A 21,271-nucleotide genomic window follows, 5' to 3' on the forward strand; every position below is an offset into this window, starting at 1 on the left:
TCTCACTTTTTGAATGGCTGGAGGACATCAGGTACGCTATTTGCCTGAATGACAGAGAATTTGGCTTCTTTTTCAGCCGATAACGGAACCCATGTCCGGCAGCGTCTTAAAACGGTGCTGTTTGGAGGAAATAGCGGAACCAGCGTCCGGAGAACAGGGGGAGGCTTCCAGCAGACCTTGCTTCTAGAAGCCTTATGTTACAATCAACATGTTCGTGTGTTATTTTCAGAAACTTACTTATGAAATTGATTCGAATCACGAATATTTATTACATAGGGGTGATGTTTTGGATACTTGGTTTGGTACTCTTGTTGATTCAGCGAATAATGTTTTATGGACGTACCTTCTCATTGGTATGCTGTTAGGACTCGGACTCTTCTTCACCATCCGCACAAAATTTGTACAATTCCGACTACTTGGAGAGATGGTGAAGCTGCTCGTCAAGGGCACAGACCGATCTGATTTTAATGAAAGGAAAGGTACTACGCCTTTTCAGGCATTTGCTATTAGTACGGCCGCGAGAGTAGGAACCGGGAATCTTGCCGGGGTAGCTATCGCAATCACGGCGGGCGGGCCTGGTGCTATATTTTGGATGTGGTTAATTGCCCTCCTCGGTGCTGCGACCGGCTTTGTAGAAAGTACACTGGCACAAATGTATAAAGTAAAGGATAAAGACGGATTCCGCGGCGGACCCGCCTACTTTATGGAGAAAGCGCTGGGGATGCGCTGGATGGGCATTCTTTTTGCCGTCCTAATAACCCTTTCCTTCGGTTTAATCTTTAATGCAGTCCAGACGAATACGATTTCGCTTGCTTTCAACGGGGCCTATCAGATTCCAACCTGGGTCAACGGCGCAATTATCGCGGTAATGATCGGTTTTATTATTTACGGCGGCATCCGCAGAATTGCTGTGGTGGCTGAAATAGTTGTACCTGTATTTGCAGTTTTATATATCATCATTGCGTTTATCATTATGATGATCAATATAGAAGTTTTACCGGAGGTCTTCTCCTTAATCATTACAAACGCCTTAGGCATTCAAGAGGTAGCCGGCGGAACGCTCGGGGCTATAATTATGAATGGAATACAGCGTGGGCTCTTTTCCAACGAAGCCGGTATGGGGAGTGCACCTAACGCTGCAGCAACCGCCTCTGTCAGTCATCCGGTTAAACAGGGACTTGTTCAAACCTTAGGTGTGTTTACAGATACTTTAATTATTTGCAGCTCTACTGCTTTTATTATCATACTTGCCGATGTCTATACAGTTGGAGATATGGAAGGTATTCAGCTGACTCAGCTTGCACTTGAAACTCATTTAGGCGGGTGGGCGCAGACCTTTGCTTCTTTTGCGATTTTCTTTTTTGCATTCAGTTCATTGCTCGGGAATTATTACTACGGTGAATCAAATATCGAATTCATTTCTACCAACCCCGTATATATTCAAATTTTCCGAGTAGCATTCTTAATTATGGTCATGGTCGGTGCTATGGCTGAACTGGAACTGATCTGGAGCCTTGCAGACGTTTTTATGGGGTCGATGGCTCTTGTGAACTTAGTGGCAATAGCCATGCTTACGAAAGTCGCTCTTGCAGCACTCGACGATTATCAGCGCCAACGTAAGCTGGGATTGGACCCTGTATTTTATAAAGATAGTATTCCTGGCTTAAAAAATATAGAATCCTGGGAAAATAAACCAAAAGAAAAGAAGCAGCCATCCAAAGATGAATAATTTTTTTACTAATTTTCCAACAAAAGTTTGAATTAGATTTTTTTCCTGAAAAATAATTACAAAGCCGTTTTTGTATAAGAAGTATGCTCTATCTTCTGCATACTCCTTTATACTAAAAACGGCTTTTTATATGTATCTTTTCTCTTACTATATTTCAATAATTTGTTTGAAATAATTTTTAACTAATCTGCAAAAATGAATCTTTCTTACTTCTAGTTTCCTCATTTTGTTCATGGTACCCTTAAAAACAGACAGCAATTTTTGTAGAATATCGTCTAATTATCTCTAATAAAGGAGGATTATGTCACTTGAGAAAAACGAAACATTATATGACGCTATCTGCCGCAGCTGCTGTTTTTTCACTTCCGATTTTTTCATCTCCAGCTCAGGCGGCCGGCCCTTTTTCAGATGTAGGGTCTGATCATTGGGCAGACGAAGAGATTCAGTATTTGACTGAACAAGAAATTGTCAGCGGACGTGAGGATGGATCGTATGGACCTGGAGACAATGTTTCGAGAGCGCACACAGCTAAAATGATGTCGAATGCACTCTCTAATGAAATTCCTAAACCAGCTGCAGCTACCTTCCCAGATGTGTCCTCATCTTTTTGGGCATATGATTATATTGAGCATGCTGCAGACCTCGGGGTTTTTACCGGAAAAAATGACGGAACGTTCCAGCCCAACAACAGCATGGGTAAAGCTCATGTGGCAGCGACTATTTCCAGAGCATTTTTTGGTGAAGAATCTGAAAGTAATAATACCTCAGTTTCATTCACTGATATTTCTTCAGATCATTGGGCAAGTGGATACATAGCAACCTTGGTTGATCACGGAATTATCGAAGAGGAAAGTGAATTTTCCCCAAACCAACCCGCCTCAAGATCTGAAATTTCTGCTTATCTTGCAAGAGCGATGAATGAAAATCTGCGCTTACATAATGATAATAACGATGCGCAGGATTCTAAGAGCGTTCTGTATGAAGGAGAGGTTTCTACAGAACCAAACTTGAATGTCAGAAACGGCCCTGGAACACAATACACAGGTATTGGATCTTTGCCGGGTGGAAGCATGATTGATGTTTACGATACGGAAGGCGACTGGCTGGAAATAAAGTATGAAGGGCAGCAGGCCTATGTTCACCAGGATTATGTCATAAAAGCAGAAGATGTTGATACAGAGACTCCTGCTTCAGATGAAGTTCTTGCGGAGGCCCAGGTGACTACCGATGGTTTAAATGTACGTGACCAGCCTGATCCAGATAGTGAATCGTTAGATCTTCTTAACAGCGGAGACATGGTTACCATCCACGAACGCAGTAATGAAGACTGGGTAAAAATAAATTACGGCGACAATCATTCGGGGTATGTCCACAGTTATTACCTGTCAGAAAATGACCCCGGGGAAAGCTCCTTGTCTGATAAGACGATTGTAATTGATGCAGGACACGGGGCAAGTGATTCGGGGGCAGAAGCTAACGGCCTCGTGGAAAAAGAGCTCAATCTCGGAGTTGCCCTGGAGGTAGAGGATCTGCTTGAAGAAGATGGTGTAGATGTAGTAATGACGCGCGAGGATGATTCATTTTTATCATTGGACGAACGAGTCTCGATTGCTGAAGATGCGGACGCTGATTCATACGTTAGTATTCATGCAAACGCAGCCGCACCTGCGGCTGAAGGAGCAGAAACTTACTACAACAACGATAACAGCCCCGAGGAAAGCTATGCCCTGGCTGAATCCATCCAGGAAGAATTAACAGCTCAGACGAGTATGAACGACCGCCGTACAGCGGAAGCTGAATTTTTAGTAATAAAAAATACGACGATGTCAAGCTCCTTAATTGAACTAGGTTTTATGACCAATGCCGAAGACGCCTCCAAAATGAGTGCACCAGGTTATGAGGCTCAAGCAGCGAATGCTGTGTATGATGGGATCGTGAATTTTTACGACTGATCATCATTGATAAGACGGGGCTGTATCATAAATTATACTCGCCCCTTTTTGCATGGTAAAAAAAAGCAGGGGACAAGTCCTTCGCTTTCCGTGGGCAGCGCTTCAGCTAACCGGGCGAAACCCGCGCCCGGCGGATCTTCAGCCGCTGCTCTTCCCACTGGAGTCTTCGGACTTGTCCCCTGCTATCTTCTATTTAGGTTACTACTTTTTCTATAAAAAGGGGCTTTTGCTACAGCCCCTCTTTACTATTGGTATGAGGAGATTTTCCCTTCGCTAGTCTAAGCTGAGACGAAGAATCCTTATGAATACTCCTTTATTTCAGGAGGAATGCTGAAAGGCATCATCTGGCGATACTGATTTTTTTATAAACAAGGATAAGATAAACGCAGCAATAGCAAAAACGAGACCACCTGTAAATGCGCTCTGGACACCGGCAGTTAAAGCTTCAGCCTGATTCACCGGATTCTCAGGGTTTTCGAGTCCCCTTAGATACCCTGCCTGGCCGGCGGACATTATGCTGATAAACAGGGCGACTCCAATAGCTCCCGCCACTTGCTGCAGCGTGTTTAATATTGCGGTTCCGTGTGGATAATACTTTCTCGGCAGCTGGTTTAACCCATTGGTCTGGCCTGGCATCATTACGAGAGAAATGCCAATCATTAGTATGGAATGAAGCACAATAAACGTAATCGTCGAAGTAGTTGAGGAAACGTTTGTAAACATCCACATAACAAAAACCAGAATTGCGGTCCCTGGTATAACCAGCATACGCGGCCCAAAGCGGTCAAACAATCTCCCTGCTATTGGAGACATCATACCGTTTAAGATACCCCCTGGCAATAAGGCAAGCCCTGCAGCATATGCACTTAATGCCAAAGCCCCCTGTAAAAATAATGGCAGAATGATCATTGTAGAAAACAGGCTCATCATCATAATCACAAGCAGAATGGTTGTTAACGTGAACATTGGGGACAGGAATGCACGAAGATCAAGCATTGGTTCCTCAACTCTCAACTGTCTCCATACAAACAAAGCAAGAGATAAAAACCCTAAAGCCAAGGTGATATAAACCGCAGGACTACTCCAGCCTTCTGCACTTTCTCCCGCGCTGCTGAAACCGAAAACAATACCGCCAAATCCAATAGTAGAAAGTAAAATGGAGAGCACATCTACCTTCGGACGAGTGACCTCAGAAACATTTTTTAAATATATTGCAGCAAACACAATTGAAAAGATGGCAAATGGAATGACTATAAAGAAGAGCCAGCGCCACGTCAAGCCATCCACTATTAATCCGGAAAGGGTCGGCCCGAGAGCTGGTGCAAACATAATAAATTTAAAAAGGATGGTGTATCTGCGGTATCCACTAAATTTCCTCCTTATTCCAAATACAAAGCATAGAACAGCATACAATATAATTTTGATTTCCACAACAAAATTGCAATAGCTTCAAGTTTAATTCCGACTTGACAAATAAGAAATGTATGAATATGATTGTGTTTATACTTTTTAGATTGCCTAATGTATAATTCAATCATATTCTTAGTGTTTTATATACTTATTATTTTGAAGGGAGGCCCTGAATATTGACGTGGGAGATGGGATTTGTATTATTTGTCGTCCTGCTGATGATGTTTGCTCTGGTTAAAGAGATCGCCCGGGCGGACATTATCGTATTTGTTGCATTAGTAATTTTTTTAATGTCCGGCATTCTCACTCCACAAGAGGCTCTCTCCGGATTTTCGAATGAAGGAATGATGACGGTCGCCCTTTTATTTATTATTGCCGGGGCGATTCAAAAAAGCGGCGTCGTGAACCAGGCTTTATCAAGAATGCTTGGCACTCCAAAAGCCAGCGGAATACGATCGCTATTTAAATTACTGATCCCTGTTTCCGGGGTTTCCGCATTTTTAAACAATACACCGATCGTAGTCACACTTACTCCCATCGTAAAAGAATGGTGTACAAAACATAAGATTTCTCCTTCTAAATTTTTAATCCCATTATCTTATGCATCCATTCTAGGAGGAATATTAACATTGATGGGAACCTCCACTAACCTGGTTATTCATGGTTTGATGCTCGACCGCGGCATGGATGGTTACTCTCTTTTCACATTAGGTCTTGTCAGCCTGCCGGCAAGTATTCTGGGGATTATTTATTTAGTGACGATCGGCCAGAAAATACTGCCTGACTACAAAGGCATGACAGAAACGATAGAAGAACAAAGCAGAGAATATTTAATCGAAATTCTGGTTCACGATAATTATCCATTTCTCGATAACCCTTATGTCGGGCTCTCTGTTGAAGAAGCCGGCCTTCGAAATCTAGAAGGCTTATATCTTGTTGGTATTATTAGAAAGAAAGAACGAATTTTTCCGGTTAAAAATACAACAAAGATTAAAGTGAATGACCGCTTGATTTTCACAGGCTTGATCAGCAAAATCGCTGACCTGCAAAATCGAAAAGGCCTGCAGCTTAGAACAGGATCTGAAGTTTCCCTCGATAAACTGAAAAATGGAAACGGAGGACAGCTGGTAGAAGTTGTTGTTTCTCATCAGTCATCCCTTTTATACCGCCGTCTTAAAGAAACTCATTTTCGTTCTAAATTTGATGCGGGTGTTATTGCTGTCCATCGTAACAAAGAGAGAATACACAGCAAGATCGGTGATATTGTTCTGAAGCCGGGAGATACTTTACTGCTGCTGGCTGGTGTGGACTTTACTGACCGTGCAGCAGCATCGAATGATTTTTATATCGTTACCCCATATAAAAAAGAAGACCACCCACTCCTTAACAGACTTGGAGACAAAAAGGCGTGGCTTGCGATCGGTACATTGGCAGCTATGATCGGCCTTGTAAGTTTCGATGTATTGTCTATGTTCAAGGCCATGAGTATGACTGTTCTGCTCTATTTAATCTTTAAGATAATTTCTGCAGACGAAGCAAAAAACAGCATTCAGTTCAATGTTCTTCTCCTGATTGCCAGTGCTTTTGGTATTGGAGAAGCTATGTTTAAAACGGGCACAGCCGAATGGATAGCAGACCACCTTATTGATGTCGCTGACCCGCTCGGAATGCTGGGAATTCTCGTGCTTATGTACCTGCTGACCAGCTTATTTACAGAAGTTATGACGAACAACGCAGCTGCTGTTCTTATGTTTCCAATAGCCGTGGAAACTGCTAATCATACAGGACTTGAGCCGCTGGCCATGATCATTTTGATCACAATTGCGGCATCCGCAAGCTTCTTATCACCAATCGGTTATCAAACAAATCTGATCGTCTACGGCCCCGGCGGGTATCGCTTTACGGATTATATTAAAGTCGGCCTGCCGCTCAGTATTATTGTGATGGTTACCACCATTGCTATGCTCAACCTATTCTGGATATAAAAACTCAAATGCAAGAAACAATCCAGACTGATTCAGTAGAATCGTCTGGATTGTGCAATATATAATATACTTTTGTCTCACTAGTTTCATGCACGCGGCCTCCGCGCTGCACCAGTTGCAGTGCTGGCGGCTGACCCTCTTTTTTAGGTGAAAACGATGATATTGATTGCAGAAGCAGCTACTATTACACCAGCAAGCTTTCGCACCTGATCCTGAGAGATTTTTCCCATCCAGCGCATTCCTATACGTGTGCCGATCAAAACACTAATCATACCAATTAGAAAGTACAGAGGAAACGAAGCTGAAAAATCTCCGCTGACCCAATGCATTATTACGGTTAAAACACTGGTGACTGCAAACACGGCCTGAAGATTTGCAGTATAAGCGTATTTATCCTGGAAGGCAAGCAGAAAATAAAAAACAAAAAACGGACCGCCGACAACAAACACTCCCCCGATAAAGCCGCCTAAAAAACCAAGCGAAAGTGGCAGTACAGGAGGAATGGCACTGCTTTTCAGCGGTTTCTTTTTTTTAAATATATATACAACCATCCCCAGAAGAACAAAGCCGAGCATACGTTTTAAAGCATCCATTTCTCCAAAATTATGAAGAACAAAAAAAGCTGCCACTCTGCCTGTTAAAGCAGCACTTAAAATATAAATTAAACCTTTCCATTCTATGTATTTCATTAACTTCACAAGAATGCTGGCAGCTGTAATTAGCGACAAGACTATGACGAGCAGTGCGCTGTCTTTGAGTGTGAAAATAAATGGAAGAAAACTCATTGCGAATAATCCAAAGCCGAACCCGCTGGCTCCCTGCATAAAGCTTCCTATGAATAATACAACGAAAATAAATATAATCTCTGCATACATCATTCTGGAACCTTTCCTGCTCAAGTTAAAAACACTTATTCTATTATCGCAAAGACGAAAATAAAAAGCACGAACGAGAGTTCATAAAGCAATACTTACTGGAGAAAAACAGAACCGAGGGGCTGCTGTGAAAGAATTAGCCGCCTTTCAGGCAGATAGCGTACCTCTTGTCCCCAACTTCTAATAAATAGAACAATTGCATTAAATAACGGATCTCCTGTCCGCATCCTGCTTTCCGGCCTAGTCTTTCAGTATTCCAGCTCCGCTTTGGAAAAGACCACCGGAAGTTATCCACTACCAGAAAGTTTCAATAAATGAATAGAAGGATCAGCAGTTCAACCGCTGATCCTTTCCTTCTGACCAATTTTATTTTGCAGGCTCTTCCTGCTGCTGAAACGGCCATGATGGCAATGATTTTCTTAGAGGTTTATCTTCATTGTAGCCAAGTACATAGCGTGCCTGCATAATCGTATGAATTTCTCGTGTACCTTCGTAAATTACAGGAGCCTTGGAGTTACGCAAATATCGCTCTACCGGATATTCATTGGAGTAGCCGTAAGCCCCATGAATTTGAACGGCATCGTTCGCTGATTCATTCGCAAAATCACAAGCCTGCCATTTTGCAAGCGAGGTTTCTCTTGTACTGCGTTTTCCTTGATTTTTTAACTCTCCGGCTTTATACACGAGCAGGCGGCTCATCTGAAGGCCGGCCTCCATTTTTGCAATCATTTGCTGGACAAGCTGATGCTTGCCTATCGCTTTGCCAAATGTTTTACGTTCTTCACAATACGAAACACTAGCTTCAAGACAAGCCATTATCTGTCCGCATGCTCCTGCAGCTACAGTGAATCGTCCGTTGTCCAGTGCGGACATAGCGATTTTAAAACCTTCTCCTTCTTCCCCGAGCAGGTTTTCCTTCGGGAGTCTTACATTATCAAAGAAAATCTCCCCGGTGTTTCCAGCACGGATGCCTAATTTACCTTTAATCGCTTTTGAAGAAAAGCCTTCTCTGTCCCGTTCCACAATAAAGGCAGAAATACCGCTGTGACCCTTGCTTTTATCAGTGTAAGCGAATACAAGAAAATGATCAGCGGCATCACATAAAGAAATCCACGTTTTAGAACCATTCAGAACATATTGGTCTCCTTCTTTGACTGCTTTCGACTTCAAAGCAGAAACATCAGATCCAGCATCCGGTTCAGTTAACGCAAAGGCCCCAACCTTTTCACCTTTCGCCTGAGGATAGAGAAATTTTTGCTTTTGCCCCTCTGTTGCCCACTGCAAAAGCGTCATACTATTTAGGCCCGTGTGAACCGACACAGCAGTCCGGAAAGCAGTATCTCCTCGCTCGAGCTCCTCACAGACAATGGCGAGCGTGTTGTAATCCATCCCGCTCCCCCCGTACTGCTCTGGAATGCAGATCCCCATCAATCCGAGATCCGCCAGCTTTTTAAGAATAGATGTTTCAAAATGAGCAGCCGCATCCCATTCCCCTATGTTTGGCATTATTTCCTTATCGACAAAACTCCTTACCGTTTTACGCACCATTTCCTGTTCTTCTGAAAATGAAAAATTCATTGTTATACCACCTTTTCTACTTTATTAAGGAACAAAAAAACCAGTTTTCCATCCAGGCACACAAAAGGCGCAGACGAGAAAACTGGTTTTAATATTCAAGCAGCTGGCCGGGCGGTGGACAGCTTTGAATATTTACAGTTTAAAAATTATCTGATTAATCTAAACATTAATAAAGATCTGTGCTGATGTCAATAGGCATTTCCATTTTACCTTAATCATTATTTAAACCGGCATTTTCTCTACTAAGAATTCTTTTATCAATTTATCCATTATATCCGGATGCTCATGATGAACCCAGTGAGTTGCCTCGTCTACGAGAATCAGTTCCCCCTCATCGCATATCTTCAATGTTTCCTTTGCCAGCTTTACAGATAAAAAGGAATCGTCTTTTCCCCAAATAAGACGGGTTGGCACTCTCACCTTCGGAAACGGGAAGCCTTCTGCACCACCCCGACGTATGGCACGATACCAGTTCAGCATGGCAGTAAGTGCATGAGGCTGTTTCCACGCCTCTTTATATTTCTCCATATCCTCGTCCGAAAAAGTGTTGGGCTGACTCGTGTTTTGCATGAATTGGGCAAGAACTTGAAAATCATTCGAACGTAAAGCGAGTTCGGGTTTATCAGGCAGCTGAAAAAACACCATATAGGCACTTTTCATCCACTGGACTGGGTAAGCAGCTGAAACTCTGGCCATTACAGCCGGGTGTGGAATATTGACTGGAATAAAGGATTTTACATATTCAGGTCTTGTCGCAGCAATGTGCCATCCTACTGCTCCTCCCCAATCATGGCCGATGATAACCGCTTGATCACGATGATATAGATCAATTAATCCCGTGATATCATCGCGGAGCTGATTAAGCGTATAGCTGTCAATCCCGGATGGTTTATCACTCTTGTTGTATCCTCTCTGATCCGGCGCAAGCACCCGGTAGCCATCATTGGCTAACGATTCCATCTGGGTTTTCCATCCGTACCAAAATTCCGGAAATCCATGAAGAAGTACCACCAGCGGACCGTCATTCGGTCCAGCGGCCGCCGTATGAAGCGTAATTCCATTTGTTTTTACGTATTGAAATTCAATATCCGCCATTAAAAAACATCCTCCTTTTTTGAATGATCCATATAAAAGTACCTATACCCTCTTTCTTGGAAAAATTAATCAATATTCGGATGATAGGCCCCTCTCTATTTTCAAAAAAGTATGTTTCATTGCCGAAACGCCGCTCCAGCTGATCCTATTCTGCAATAGAATATAAGTAACATGCTGATGTGGGAAAGGAAGAAAAATGATGCCAGAACATCACAGTGCTGCCAGAAAAAGAACAGGTTTAACAATCACATTTCTTTCGATGCTGACTGTTTTACTTCTCTACTCCTTCTTTTCTGGTCAGCCCAATCAATGGCTATGGATAGTGAGCGCTTTTGCCTTGTGGGCAGGCACTCTGTACTTCCTGCCCCCTTTTTCCAATAAAATTGAAGGCTTTCCGAAGCATCCGACGAAGCATATGTTGAAAAAAAGAGAAATAGCTTTAATAGTCGGGGCAGGGAGTGCTGGAAAAATTGTCGCAAACGAGTTAAGAAACACATCTAGATCAAGTCTGTGGCCGATTGGATTTATTGATGATGACCGAGAGAAGCATTTCTCAAAAATTTGCGGAGTGCGAGTAATCGGAAGCAGAAGCCAGCTTCCTGAACGTATTAAAGATCTGGGTATTGATACAGTTATTATCGCAATTCCTTCCGCACCTAAAGAGGAAATCAGGGAAATCGTCGAGCTCTGTCGGGAGAGCAATGTAAAAATAAAAAAGATCCCAAGGCTGGTTGATATTTTTGAAGGAAGAATTTCACTCTCCATGATACGTGACGTGAAAGTAGAAGACCTGCTTGGAAGAGAATCCATTCATCTCGATATGCTGCCGATCAGCGATTATATGACTGATAAGGTTATACTTGTAACAGGAGCAGGCGGTTCGATAGGCTCAGAACTCTGTCGGCAGATTCTTCGCTTTTCACCTAAAAAGATATTGCTGCTTGGTCAAGGTGAGCACAGTATTTTCATGATTGAAAATGAACTGCAGAAAAAGCACCCCGGGACAGATTTCATTAGTATAATAGCTGACGTAAAGAATGAACGAAGACTGAGACAAATATTTGAGAAGCACAGGCCGGAGGTAGTTTTTCATGCAGCGGCCCATAAACATGTACCTTTGATGGAAAAGCAGCCTCAGGAAGCGATTAAAAATAATATAATAGGCACTAAAAATATGGCGGAATGTGCTCATCTTTTTCATACCGAACGATTTATTTTAATCTCAACTGATAAGGCAGTGAACCCAACCAGTGTCATGGGGGCCACAAAAAGATTTGCAGAGCTGATTATACAGCATTATAACAAGATAAGTGATACGAAATATGCTGCCGTAAGATTTGGAAATGTACTGGGGAGCCGCGGGAGTGTAGTTCTTCTTTTTAAACAGCAGATCGCTGAAGGAGGTCCCGTCACTGTGACGCATCCTGAAATGGTACGATATTTCATGACCATCCCGGAAGGAGTCCAGTTGGTCATTCAAGCCGGTTCTTATATGATAGGCGGAGAAATATTTGTGCTCGATATGGGAAAGCCCGTGAAAATTGTTGATCTTGCCAAAGATCTTATCAGACTATCTGGCTTCGAGCCTTATAAAGACATTGACATTACCTTTTCTGGAATCAGGCCAGGAGAAAAGCTTTATGAAGAAATGCTGACGGCTGATGATAACCATGACTCTACAAAGCATGAATTAATATTTATTACAAAGCCAGACTTATTTTCAGAAGAAGAACTTTTTACTGCACTCGAACAACTCGATAAAATATGCTCACAGGATCAATGGCTTCCACCCGAAGCATATAAAGAAAAATTACGAACTCATCTACCTTCATACAAAAGCTCAGAAAATAATTTATATTGATGACATCCTGCCCTGAAGTCAAGCCAAAGACTTATTGGGCAGTTTTTTGCTTTAATGTAATTAAAGTTTTTTTCATAAGTATTATTCTGACATGGTGTTGGAGATAAGAAAGACCAGCCGCAGCCACCGGGTTCTCCGGACACTGGTCCCGCTGTCCCCCCCCAAAAAGCACCGTATTATACAAAAAACCGCTTTGCCTTTTAGGAAAGCGATTCTTCCAGTATTTAGTGAACCTCTTCACCTAAATCAAAGATTTTGAAGAGGACTTTTGCTGCAAAACGTTAAATATATTTGGAGAGAACCCATTCACAGAAGATAAAATCTATATCAGACTCAATAATAATAGAGCGTTCCTCCGGCATCATCCACCCTACCGTGTCCCCCTCTTTAAAGAAACTTTGTTGGTCGAGGAGCCATTTCACATTCGCTGTATAAACAGCCCGATTGGGAACATAAGCAGTTTGCACTTCATTTCGCTGATAGCCGTATGGACCTTTCATTACCGGTAAAAGTGTTATTTCGTCATTTATTTCACATAGCCAGTATGGGGGAGGTACTGCTTTAGAGACTGTAATACAGGAAGGAACTGCTGCTTCCTCGCAGTACTCGAGACACGAATCAATATCATCGGAAGTACGCAGCGGTGAAGATGGATGCAGATAAACAACATAGTCAAATCCTGGCACTATCGAAAGTGCATAGAGTACTGATTCTGCCCCATTGGGAAGTGATGCAGCCATTAGTGGCGGTGTTAAGAGAAACACTTCATCAGCCCAAACAGAAATAAACCTAATAATATCTTCATCATCTGATAACAGGAGTATTTGATCAATGTATGCTGATTCCTGAGCTGTTTCTATCGTCCAGGCGATCAATGGTTTTCCTGCCAGCGGGAGGATATTTTTGCGGGCTGTCTCTGTGGAGGCTGTACCAGCTGGTATCACCCCTAACACACGTTTCTTATTTATCATCTGTAAACACCTCTTCGTAACCCTGTTGGTGGCGTATTCTCTAGCCAAAGCATGTGCCAAACTTTTTCGAGGTTAATATACTATAGCTATATTCAATAACTCCTTATTGGAAACGGACAAACGTTTGATATGTAAAGAAAATCTAAATGTGTTAAGCCAAAATAGGGGCGGATGCCTCAGCTTATTGAAACCCAAAAAAAATCCTATCCCTTACAACGGGATAAGACTTTATTTTTTCCATCTATTCAAAAATATTCCTCGAAGGGGAACCCCTGCTTCTATAAGCTGATCTCTGGCACTATGAAGTGCATAATTCTTACCTTTTGTGTAATTTACGACGAGGATACATTGATCTGCAGCTTTTCCAAATAGTAGGGCATCCGCATCTCCTTCAACAGAAGGACAATCTATAATGACATAATCATAAAGCTCTCTTAATTGCTCATACATCGCAGAGATAGCTTCTTCCCTAAGCCGATACTTTTTCTGTTCAGTTATATTACCCGGGCCTAACAAGTACAGATTAGGAAGAAAAGTTGGCTGAATCATTTTTGTTATTTCGGCTTCACCTTCGAGATAGTTTCCGAATCCTGGGGATCGTGCCGTCTTGAACATGTAATGCCCAACGGGATTTCGGATGTGCGCATCCAATAGCAACGTACGGTAGCCGGCCTGTGCAAACGCCGCAGCCAGATTTCCACTTGTGACGGAGATCCCATCCTCTGAATGGGGAGCAGTAATTGAAATTACCTGGGGGCTTTTCATTATATTTTTTAGAACTATGTGAAGCTGGCACTTGCGGTACCCCTCTGCCTGAGAGGAGTCGGGGTCCCAAATTGTAATCAGCTTTCTTCCTCTCGAATCATACATCCCGGCATCTCTTAGGGCAGGAAGGCTTTGAAACAAGTTAAGTGACGGAGCTTTGCCCAGCACCAAAAAGCCATCTATTTGATGCTTTTGATATAAAGGGTGGAACCTTTCAGAGAGAATTGATATTACACTTAATGATGTGAGTACGAGCATTAGAATAGCTGCTGCAGCCCAAATCATTTCTTTTTCAAGATTCCACTCCCCGTCCAGCCTTACATTAACAGTTATCCAGAAGACCAGCATCAGCGCAGCAGCTCCACAGCCATAAGCAATCCAAAATCTTCTTAGTAAATCAGCCTGATATGCTTGCACATCCATCATCCCTTTTATTAAATGAAGAAGTTCATTTGAGCACTCAGCCCCAGTCTGTAACCGGCAGTAAAAAAGACAGATGAAATGCTCTTAGCTTATTGTATTCGAAAAGATCCAAAATGGTCACATGCCCTGTTAATCGTCCTTTACAGCTTCCACAGCTTAATTTCTTCCGGACAGCCTGATGGGTCCAACGCCCCCTTAATATCGATAATTCTCCCTTTTCCTTCGTGCAGCAGACTCTTATAAAAAATCCAATCCTGTTCGAGATACCAGCGGTGAGGAACAGCCAATATCACTGCATCAGCAGTCTTTAAATCATTTGCTGATATTGGATAGATGCCGAATGCAGCATCAATTTCTTCAGGATCAGCTGCCGGCTCGTGAAGCTGTACCTCCATTCCGTATTCCTTCAGGCAGTTGATCATATCAGCCACTTTAGAATTGTGGATATCGGTTACATTTTCTTTGAAGGTGGCTCCGAGAACTGTAATGTTTGTATGATTAAGCGTTTTACCCTGCAGCATAAGCTGTTTCACCAAAGACTGGACAATAAACTCTGGCATGAAATCATTCGTTCTTCTTCCAGCTTGAATGACCTGCGGATGAAATCCTGTCATTTCCGCTTTATATATAAGATAATAAGGATCTACTCCAATACAATGCCCTCCTACAAGACCAGGTGAAAAAAAGTGAGGATTCCATTTTGTCCTGGATGCCTCCAGAACTTCTTTCGTGTCGATTTGAAGATTATTGAATATTATGGACAATTCATTCATTAACGCAATATTTAAGTCCCGCTGAGTGTTTTCAATTACCTTTGCTGCTTCTGCCACTTTTATCGAGGAAGCTTTATTCACCTTTTCCACTACGGTTAAATATTTAGCTGCCACCGTTTCCGTCGTCCTCTCATTTTGGCCGGCCACCATTTTGTCTATTTTATTTATGGTTCTCGTTTTATTATTGGAATGGATTCGTTCCGGAGAATAACCGACATAAAAATCTCTTCCTGCTTTCATTTTTGATACATTTTCAAGGATAGGGATACATACTTCCTCTGTCGCACCCGGATAGACAGTAGATTCATAGACAATCGTTGTTCCCTTCTGCATCACGGATCCTACTGTTCGGGAAGCCGCTCGCAGCTGTGATAAATCAGGCTGCTTTGCTTTATTAATAGGTGCAGGGACAGTCACAATAATAAAATTGCACTCTTTCAGCTTTTCTGCATCTGTCGTAAATGTAATTGCCGCTTTTTGGAGTAGTTCAGCTTCCACCTCTCCTGTTTGATATTCATTGAGCTGAGCGATTCGTTCTTTATTGCAATCTAACCCGATTACTTCTTCTTTTTCACCGAAAGCGACTGCTGTCGGAAGGCCAACGTACCCAAGACCTACTACTCCAACCTTACCGGAATTTTTTTCATAGTAATTAAGATACCATTCCACAAACCGCCCTACCCCTTCATTGATGGAAGTGGATGGCTTAAACCCTGTTACGGCTGAGAGGCTCCCCACGTCTGCAAATGTCTCCGTCACATCCCCCGGCTGAAGCGGCAGATATTTCTTTTTCGCTTTTTTACCAAGCTTTTTTTCTATTGTTTCAATAAACGCCATAAGTTCGACCGGCTGATTATTTCCGATGTTATATACTTTAGCCGGAGCGATACTAAAGCTGTCTTTTCTCTGATAGGATACCGGAGAAATAGGAAGCAGCCGGTAAATTCCTTCAATAATATCATCAATATACGTAAAGTCCCTTTTCATGCTGCCATCATTAAATATATTAATTGTTTTTTCGTTCAAAATAGATTTCGTGAAATGAAAAAGTGCCATATCCGGCCTGCCCCAAGGACCATATACCGTGAAGAAACGCAAGCCTGTGGAAGGAATATTAAATAAATGGCTGTAAGTATGAGCCATTAATTCATTTGCACGCTTTGTAGCAGCATACAAGCTGAGTGGTTCATCCACCCGCTGCTCTACTGAAAAAGGAAGCTGACTGTTCGCACCGTATACTGAACTTGAAGAGGCATATAGAAGATGCTTTATTTCCTGATGCCGGCACGCCTCAAGTATATTAAGAAAGCCCTGCACATTTGCTTCCACATAAATATCTGGGTGGTCCAGACTGTAGCGCACCCCCGCCTGGGCAGCAAGGTGAATCACTCTGTCAATTTGGTGGTTTGAAAAAATCTGCTCAATAGCGGCTTTTTCTTTGATATCTACCTTATAAAAAGTGAACCGCTCATGTAGTTCCAATTGAGAGAGACGATCCTTTTTCAGTTGTACTTCATAATAGGTGTTCAAGTTGTCAACACCGACTACTGTGTGCCCTTCTTCAAGCAGTCGTTTCGCCATATGAAAACCTATAAAGCCGGCGCATCCCGTAACGAGAATCTCATTCATATACATAGCTTCCCGTATCCTTTCCACATATATCTTTACTAATTACTTATATGTAGAGGGTATGGAAGGGTTCTGCGATTTAGGGAATTAGGCAATTATATTCTTTCTGCGCTCTTCACCAAAAACAAGCAGTCGATTTATGATCTTGCCGCCGGGACGATTGTCGTTAATAAATAAAGTGCCTGTTTTCAATTTTTTGGGAAGGGAATCACATAAGTGGAGGTGTCTGGATGACGTTTGATTATAATCAGTCTTTTGAAGATATTGATTTTCGAAAGGAACCAGAAAAATACCGCGTCGGTTATGCCTTCCGTTCTTAAAGTAAAAAATAAGGGAACTCCTGTCGGCATCCAACCCCATGGAAAGCCTCCAACTTCAGCGTATGGTCTAAAAAATTGGCTTTCATCAAATGAAAATAATATGTCACAAAAAATAAGGATATTCTTTTTCCGCAGAAGAAAAAGAATACCCTATTCCCAATGATGTATCGCTAAATATTTAATTGTTCCCAAACCCTTTCATTTACTGCTTATTTTGTGAAGAAACCTTGGCAGCCCGCTTCTTTTTATCTTCAGGACTACTTTCATATTTTGTGAGAATCAACAAGCCATTTCCTTCCATACTTCTGCTGTTCCCTAATGATTCAGTCCTTTTTACTAATTGCGCGTAAATTTCGGGCTCTGTCAGTTCTCTGCCGAAATCTTCTTCGCACTGATTTATGATGAGCGCAGCAGCTCCTGCAACATGAGGAGTGGCCATGGATGTTCCTGATAATCTTGCATATTCATTTTGCAAATAGGTCGAAAGCACATTTACCCCAGGCGCCACTAAATCAATTTCATCATTGAAATTGGTGAATTCAGCTAAGTTTTTATCAAAATCTACAGCCCCTACTTGAACTACTTCTTTATAATATCCCGGATAGGCTATTTCTTCCGTAGCCTCATTGGCGTCTCCTTCATTTCCGGCAGCACATACTACAACTATATTGTTATCCACCGCCCTTATAATTGCCTCATGCATTTCCGGTATATCATTAGGACCACCTAATGACATTGAGATGACTCGTACTCTTTCTCCATTATCACCGCGCCAATCAACAGCATAATGAATCGCGTCAATAATTCCTTGGTACGATCCATACCCTTCTCCTGAAAGAGCTTTTAAGATAAGCAGAGAAACCTCCGGAGCCGCTCCAACCACTCCCTGGTCATCAAGTGATGCTGCTACCGTTCCTGCAACGTGTGTTCCATGTCCCTGATTGTCGGAAAAATTATTTTTATCCCCGTTATAATCATCAGTAAAATTCCTGCCGTCAATAATCCGGTCTTTTAAATCAGGATGATCAGGCTGACAGCCGGTATCAATTACCGCCACCACATTACCCTTTCCTTTGAAATCTTCCTCCCATAGTTTCGGTGCTTTAATCATTTCGATTCCCTGGGGGATATTTTCATCTGCAGCTTTCATAATTTTTTCGACTCGAAAAGGAATTAAACGCATTTCTCTGTTCATCAACATCACCTCTTCATTTTATTTAGGAGAAGTCGTCAGTCTTCTTTTTCCAATTTATTGCCAACATAAACCAGGTCAAACTTCTCTAATTTAAAATATTTTGTGATTTTCACTTGAACTTCGCCGTCGAATCATTTATTATAGAATTTAGTCAATACTTACATAATAAGGTAATGTAAACAAATATTAACGAAATATTATTGTTTTATTTCTTTCCGCTGTCTGCTTTGTTCCACTCCGTTTTCACAAACATGCAAAATTTCTTTAATGACCTGATAATAATTGAACCAAGCTTTTTCATGATATCCGGCACAAATGACAGCATCAGCAGCACAGCGAACGCAGCACTCCACGCAGCTGTTACCGCGTAAGGAGATAGTCCCAGCTGGTCAATAAGATTAACCTCCAAAAAGCTTCCGATACCTGTGGTTAGAGCCGTAGTTAGTAAAAAGCTGAGAAGTAAATGCTTTTGCACCTTTTTCGCAATAACCGTTATCAATTTGCTCACCTCCAGCATGCAGGTGCCATGCCAAATTGAACACAGCGTGTACCTCCTTTCTACAAAAGTTAAACCGAGCCATTAGAAATCCCACCCTTTTTTAAACAGAAAAAGGGTTTTTTTAATGGCCACAGGTAGACTTAATTATGAATTTACCAAATGTTACCTATAATTACAATAGTTACATACTAACGATTTGACCTGAACTATTTTCCTATTACTAACGGGAAATAAGCTGATTTTATAAGAGAGACCTAATAGATTCCCCCTTATTATTAAATAAATATTTACCATTTTCTAATATATAATTTCCTTAAAATGTAAAAAACACCTCCATATTGCGTATTATACTCAACGGAATGTTTATTAAGTATATTAATTCAAGTAAATAAATGAGAAGAACTCATATACATAAAATCTAGATAATGTAATAGATTTTACATAAACATTGGAAACTAATATTATAAAACTAGTAATGTAGTATGTAATGCGTTACAAATTTTAATTAAAATTGTAAACTGATTACTGCTGAAGAATATGGCTTAATGATGCGTATCTAGCAAACGGCCTGCGGTTGAGATTTACCCAGCCTTTGACATCTATTGAAACTGCTGATATATTAATATTTATTGTCTTGCCCTAGTAGCTCAGAGGAAGAGCAACAGCCTCCTAAGCTGTAGGTCACAGGTTCGAATCCTGTCTAGGGCGCCATATCTTTTTTCTTCTCCTGCATTTTATTAAAATCTCCATAGATACAAGCACGCCATCCTAACATCACCAGGAAAACCAGTATTATTGTAATAAAATCATTTACACACTACCTTGAGGTAGTTATACTGCCTAGTTAATTATCCAGTTTAATATTTATAGGAAAAATGATGGCTGCCATCTTTAAAGCAGCCATCATTTCTATCCCTTTCATCAAAATTTTTATGATTTATCCGGTAGTGTATCCAGCTGTCCGGCGCGGTCTAATACCGTGGAAAGTTGTTCCCGGCTTACGCTTTCCCGTGGATTACTTCCATTGAACAAGCCTTTACGCGTAGCTTTTTCCCAACTGGCTTTGTGAGAGCTTTGTGGTACTTGAGATGTTGGTTTCACTTCTTCGAATATAAGTTTAGCCAGAATAAAGATAGCTTTATCTTTTTCTAATGTCCCCAGCCTCACTTTTTGGGCATGCTCATTTGAATCTAATTTCCCAGCGTTATAAAGTGTTTCGAACATCTGCGCCAATTCTTCTCTATTAGAACTGTTCAAATTCAAATAAATTTCCTCCTTTTCTAATTTCTGCAGTACTTCTTTTAACTTGGTTAACGTTTGAGGGCCGGCAATACCATCCACTATCAGCCCATGTTTTTGTTGAAAAGAACGTACAGCGGCAGTAGTTTCTGCCCCAAAAATTCCATCAGCCCCGAAATTCGGAAGCTTCTCACCTACTTTTAATAGATCCTCCTGCAATTGTCTCACGAGCACTCCCTGGTCACCCTGTTGAAGAGTGTCCCGATCGACCACCGCTTTTTTTAAATTAAACTCTTTGGCAATGCCTTCCACATGCCCTGACACGATGGCATCAATAGTTCCAGGCAGCCTGAGTAAAGCAGCGTCTCTCTGGTTGGTAAGAAAAAGGGACTCTGTGAGGGCCGTTCTCATGCTTTGATAAGTGCCTCTTAAAACAGCGAAATTCGCCCTTTTCAGTCCTCTATCATTAACTGTGCCTTGAGTTCTCAGCGCTGCGAGTATAGAGGAATGCAGATTATTCCGTAACCCTGGAAGATTAGAATTACTGTGCATATACGTTTCCGTACCGCTGGCTTCAATGGAAGCCGCATTAAAATGAACGGACACAAATCCATCTGCACCCCATTCCACAGCCATTCTGCTTCGTCGATCGAGGGAGATAAACGAGTCATTCGTTCGACTCATCCTAACCTCCACGTCTTCGTATTCTTCCTGCAGCATATCTCTTATCTTTAAACCAACTTCTAAAGTTAGGTGTTTTTCAATGAACCCATTTCCATTTGCGCCTGGATCATTCCCGCCGTGTCCCGGATCAATGAATATTTTCGTGATTTTTTTCACCTTCTTCCCTCTGTAACGATATATTTCTAATTGGGAAATATTTTTAATTTAATTACTTAAATAATGTTACTTACTTCCCGTAATATATTACTCATAGTATTGAATTTTGTTTGTACAAGAGTACAGACCAAG

Annotated in this window: 14 protein-coding genes and 1 tRNA gene; 5 read left to right on the top strand and 10 right to left on the bottom strand. The window is 41.7% G+C overall.

The features are described 5' to 3' along the window. Positions 1 to 286: 286 nt before the first annotated feature. Both ACE4RR_RS08560 and ACE4RR_RS08565 read left to right on the top strand, forming a co-directional pair. Positions 287 to 1,729 carry an alanine/glycine:cation symporter family protein gene (locus tag ACE4RR_RS08560; RefSeq protein WP_375535000.1) on the top strand — a complete coding sequence of 481 codons (1,443 nt, stop codon included), beginning with the start codon at positions 287 to 289 and terminating at the stop codon, positions 1,727 to 1,729. 308 nt (positions 1,730 to 2,037) lie between these two features. Beyond that, complete coding sequence (locus ACE4RR_RS08565) at positions 2,038 to 3,681, top strand: N-acetylmuramoyl-L-alanine amidase (RefSeq protein WP_375535001.1); 1,644 nt, start codon at positions 2,038 to 2,040, stop codon at positions 3,679 to 3,681. A gap of 318 nt (positions 3,682 to 3,999) precedes the next feature. Here the strand turns inward: ACE4RR_RS08565 and ACE4RR_RS08570 are convergent, their stop codons facing one another. After that, entirely contained in the window at positions 4,000 to 5,064 is a 1,065-nt protein-coding gene (locus ACE4RR_RS08570; protein WP_375535097.1) for an MFS transporter, read from the bottom strand. Between the two features lie 203 nt (positions 5,065 to 5,267). On the opposite strand from ACE4RR_RS08570, the gene ACE4RR_RS08575 reads away from it, so the two are divergent. Further along, complete coding sequence (locus tag ACE4RR_RS08575) at positions 5,268 to 7,076, top strand: SLC13 family permease (RefSeq protein WP_375535002.1); 1,809 nt, start codon at positions 5,268 to 5,270, stop codon at positions 7,074 to 7,076. Positions 7,077 to 7,219: 143 nt separating this feature from the next. Here ACE4RR_RS08575 and ACE4RR_RS08580 read toward each other — a convergent pair whose 3' ends face one another. From ACE4RR_RS08580 to ACE4RR_RS08590, 3 genes are all read right to left on the bottom strand, one after another. Beyond that, on the bottom strand, positions 7,220 to 7,954 hold the full coding sequence (locus ACE4RR_RS08580; RefSeq protein WP_375535003.1) for a sulfite exporter TauE/SafE family protein: 735 nt from the start codon (positions 7,952 to 7,954) through the stop codon (positions 7,220 to 7,222). A 363-nt stretch (positions 7,955 to 8,317) separates the two neighbouring features. Then, positions 8,318 to 9,529 carry an acyl-CoA dehydrogenase family protein gene (locus tag ACE4RR_RS08585; protein ID WP_375535004.1) on the bottom strand — a complete coding sequence of 404 codons (1,212 nt, stop codon included), beginning with the start codon at positions 9,527 to 9,529 and terminating at the stop codon, positions 8,318 to 8,320. 222 nt (positions 9,530 to 9,751) lie between these two features. Then, entirely contained in the window at positions 9,752 to 10,624 is an 873-nt protein-coding gene (locus ACE4RR_RS08590) for an alpha/beta hydrolase (RefSeq protein WP_375535005.1), read from the bottom strand. 199 nt (positions 10,625 to 10,823) lie between these two features. On the opposite strand from ACE4RR_RS08590, the gene ACE4RR_RS08595 reads away from it, so the two are divergent. Beyond that, positions 10,824 to 12,485: a polysaccharide biosynthesis protein gene (locus ACE4RR_RS08595; protein ID WP_375535006.1), complete on the top strand. Its 1,662-nt coding sequence runs from the start codon at positions 10,824 to 10,826 to the stop codon at positions 12,483 to 12,485. A 281-nt stretch (positions 12,486 to 12,766) separates the two neighbouring features. Here the strand turns inward: ACE4RR_RS08595 and ACE4RR_RS08600 are convergent, their stop codons facing one another. The 5 genes from ACE4RR_RS08600 to ACE4RR_RS08620 form a co-directional block, all read right to left on the bottom strand. Beyond that, the gene (locus ACE4RR_RS08600; RefSeq protein WP_375535007.1) at positions 12,767 to 13,456 is read right to left on the bottom strand and encodes an acylneuraminate cytidylyltransferase family protein; all 690 of its coding nucleotides are present in this window, start codon (positions 13,454 to 13,456) and stop codon (positions 12,767 to 12,769) included. A gap of 228 nt (positions 13,457 to 13,684) precedes the next feature. Continuing rightward, entirely contained in the window at positions 13,685 to 14,638 is a 954-nt protein-coding gene (locus tag ACE4RR_RS08605; RefSeq protein WP_375535008.1) for a CpsD/CapB family tyrosine-protein kinase, read from the bottom strand. Positions 14,639 to 14,784: 146 nt separating this feature from the next. Beyond that, positions 14,785 to 17,046: a nucleotide sugar dehydrogenase gene (locus ACE4RR_RS08610; protein WP_375535009.1), complete on the bottom strand. Its 2,262-nt coding sequence runs from the start codon at positions 17,044 to 17,046 to the stop codon at positions 14,785 to 14,787. 522 nt (positions 17,047 to 17,568) lie between these two features. After that, positions 17,569 to 18,561: a S8 family peptidase gene (locus tag ACE4RR_RS08615; RefSeq protein WP_375535010.1), complete on the bottom strand. Its 993-nt coding sequence runs from the start codon at positions 18,559 to 18,561 to the stop codon at positions 17,569 to 17,571. Between the two features lie 205 nt (positions 18,562 to 18,766). After that, the gene (locus ACE4RR_RS08620) at positions 18,767 to 19,060 is read right to left on the bottom strand and encodes a hypothetical protein (protein ID WP_375535011.1); all 294 of its coding nucleotides are present in this window, start codon (positions 19,058 to 19,060) and stop codon (positions 18,767 to 18,769) included. Between the two features lie 636 nt (positions 19,061 to 19,696). Here ACE4RR_RS08620 and ACE4RR_RS08625 point away from each other — a divergent pair. Continuing rightward, positions 19,697 to 19,771: transfer RNA gene (locus ACE4RR_RS08625), tRNA-Arg, on the top strand. A 219-nt stretch (positions 19,772 to 19,990) separates the two neighbouring features. On the opposite strand, the gene ACE4RR_RS08630 is transcribed toward ACE4RR_RS08625, so the two are convergent. Next, entirely contained in the window at positions 19,991 to 21,139 is a 1,149-nt protein-coding gene (locus tag ACE4RR_RS08630) for an N-acetylmuramoyl-L-alanine amidase (RefSeq protein ID WP_375535012.1), read from the bottom strand. Positions 21,140 to 21,271 lie beyond the last annotated feature (132 nt).

Origin of the sequence: Alteribacillus sp. HJP-4 (assembly GCF_042139015.1) — a bacterium.
Lineage (GTDB): Bacteria > Bacillota > Bacilli > Bacillales > Marinococcaceae > JBHIKY01.

Bases quoted from the DNA above. Each gene is read 5' to 3' on its own strand.
- ACE4RR_RS08580 (WP_375535003.1), bottom strand. From the start codon at position 7,954: ATGATGTATGCAGAGATTATATTTATTTTCGTTGTATTATTCATAGGA.
- ACE4RR_RS08585 (WP_375535004.1), bottom strand. From the start codon at position 9,529: ATGAATTTTTCATTTTCAGAAGAACAGGAAATGGTGCGTAAAACGGTA.
- ACE4RR_RS08590 (WP_375535005.1), bottom strand. From the start codon at position 10,624: ATGGCGGATATTGAATTTCAATACGTAAAAACAAATGGAATTACGCTT.
- ACE4RR_RS08595 (WP_375535006.1), top strand. From the start codon at position 10,824: ATGCCAGAACATCACAGTGCTGCCAGAAAAAGAACAGGTTTAACAATC.
- ACE4RR_RS08600 (WP_375535007.1), bottom strand. From the start codon at position 13,456: ATGATAAATAAGAAACGTGTGTTAGGGGTGATACCAGCTGGTACAGCC.
- ACE4RR_RS08610 (WP_375535009.1), bottom strand. From the start codon at position 17,046: ATGAATGAGATTCTCGTTACGGGATGCGCCGGCTTTATAGGTTTTCAT.
- ACE4RR_RS08615 (WP_375535010.1), bottom strand. From the start codon at position 18,561: ATGAACAGAGAAATGCGTTTAATTCCTTTTCGAGTCGAAAAAATTATG.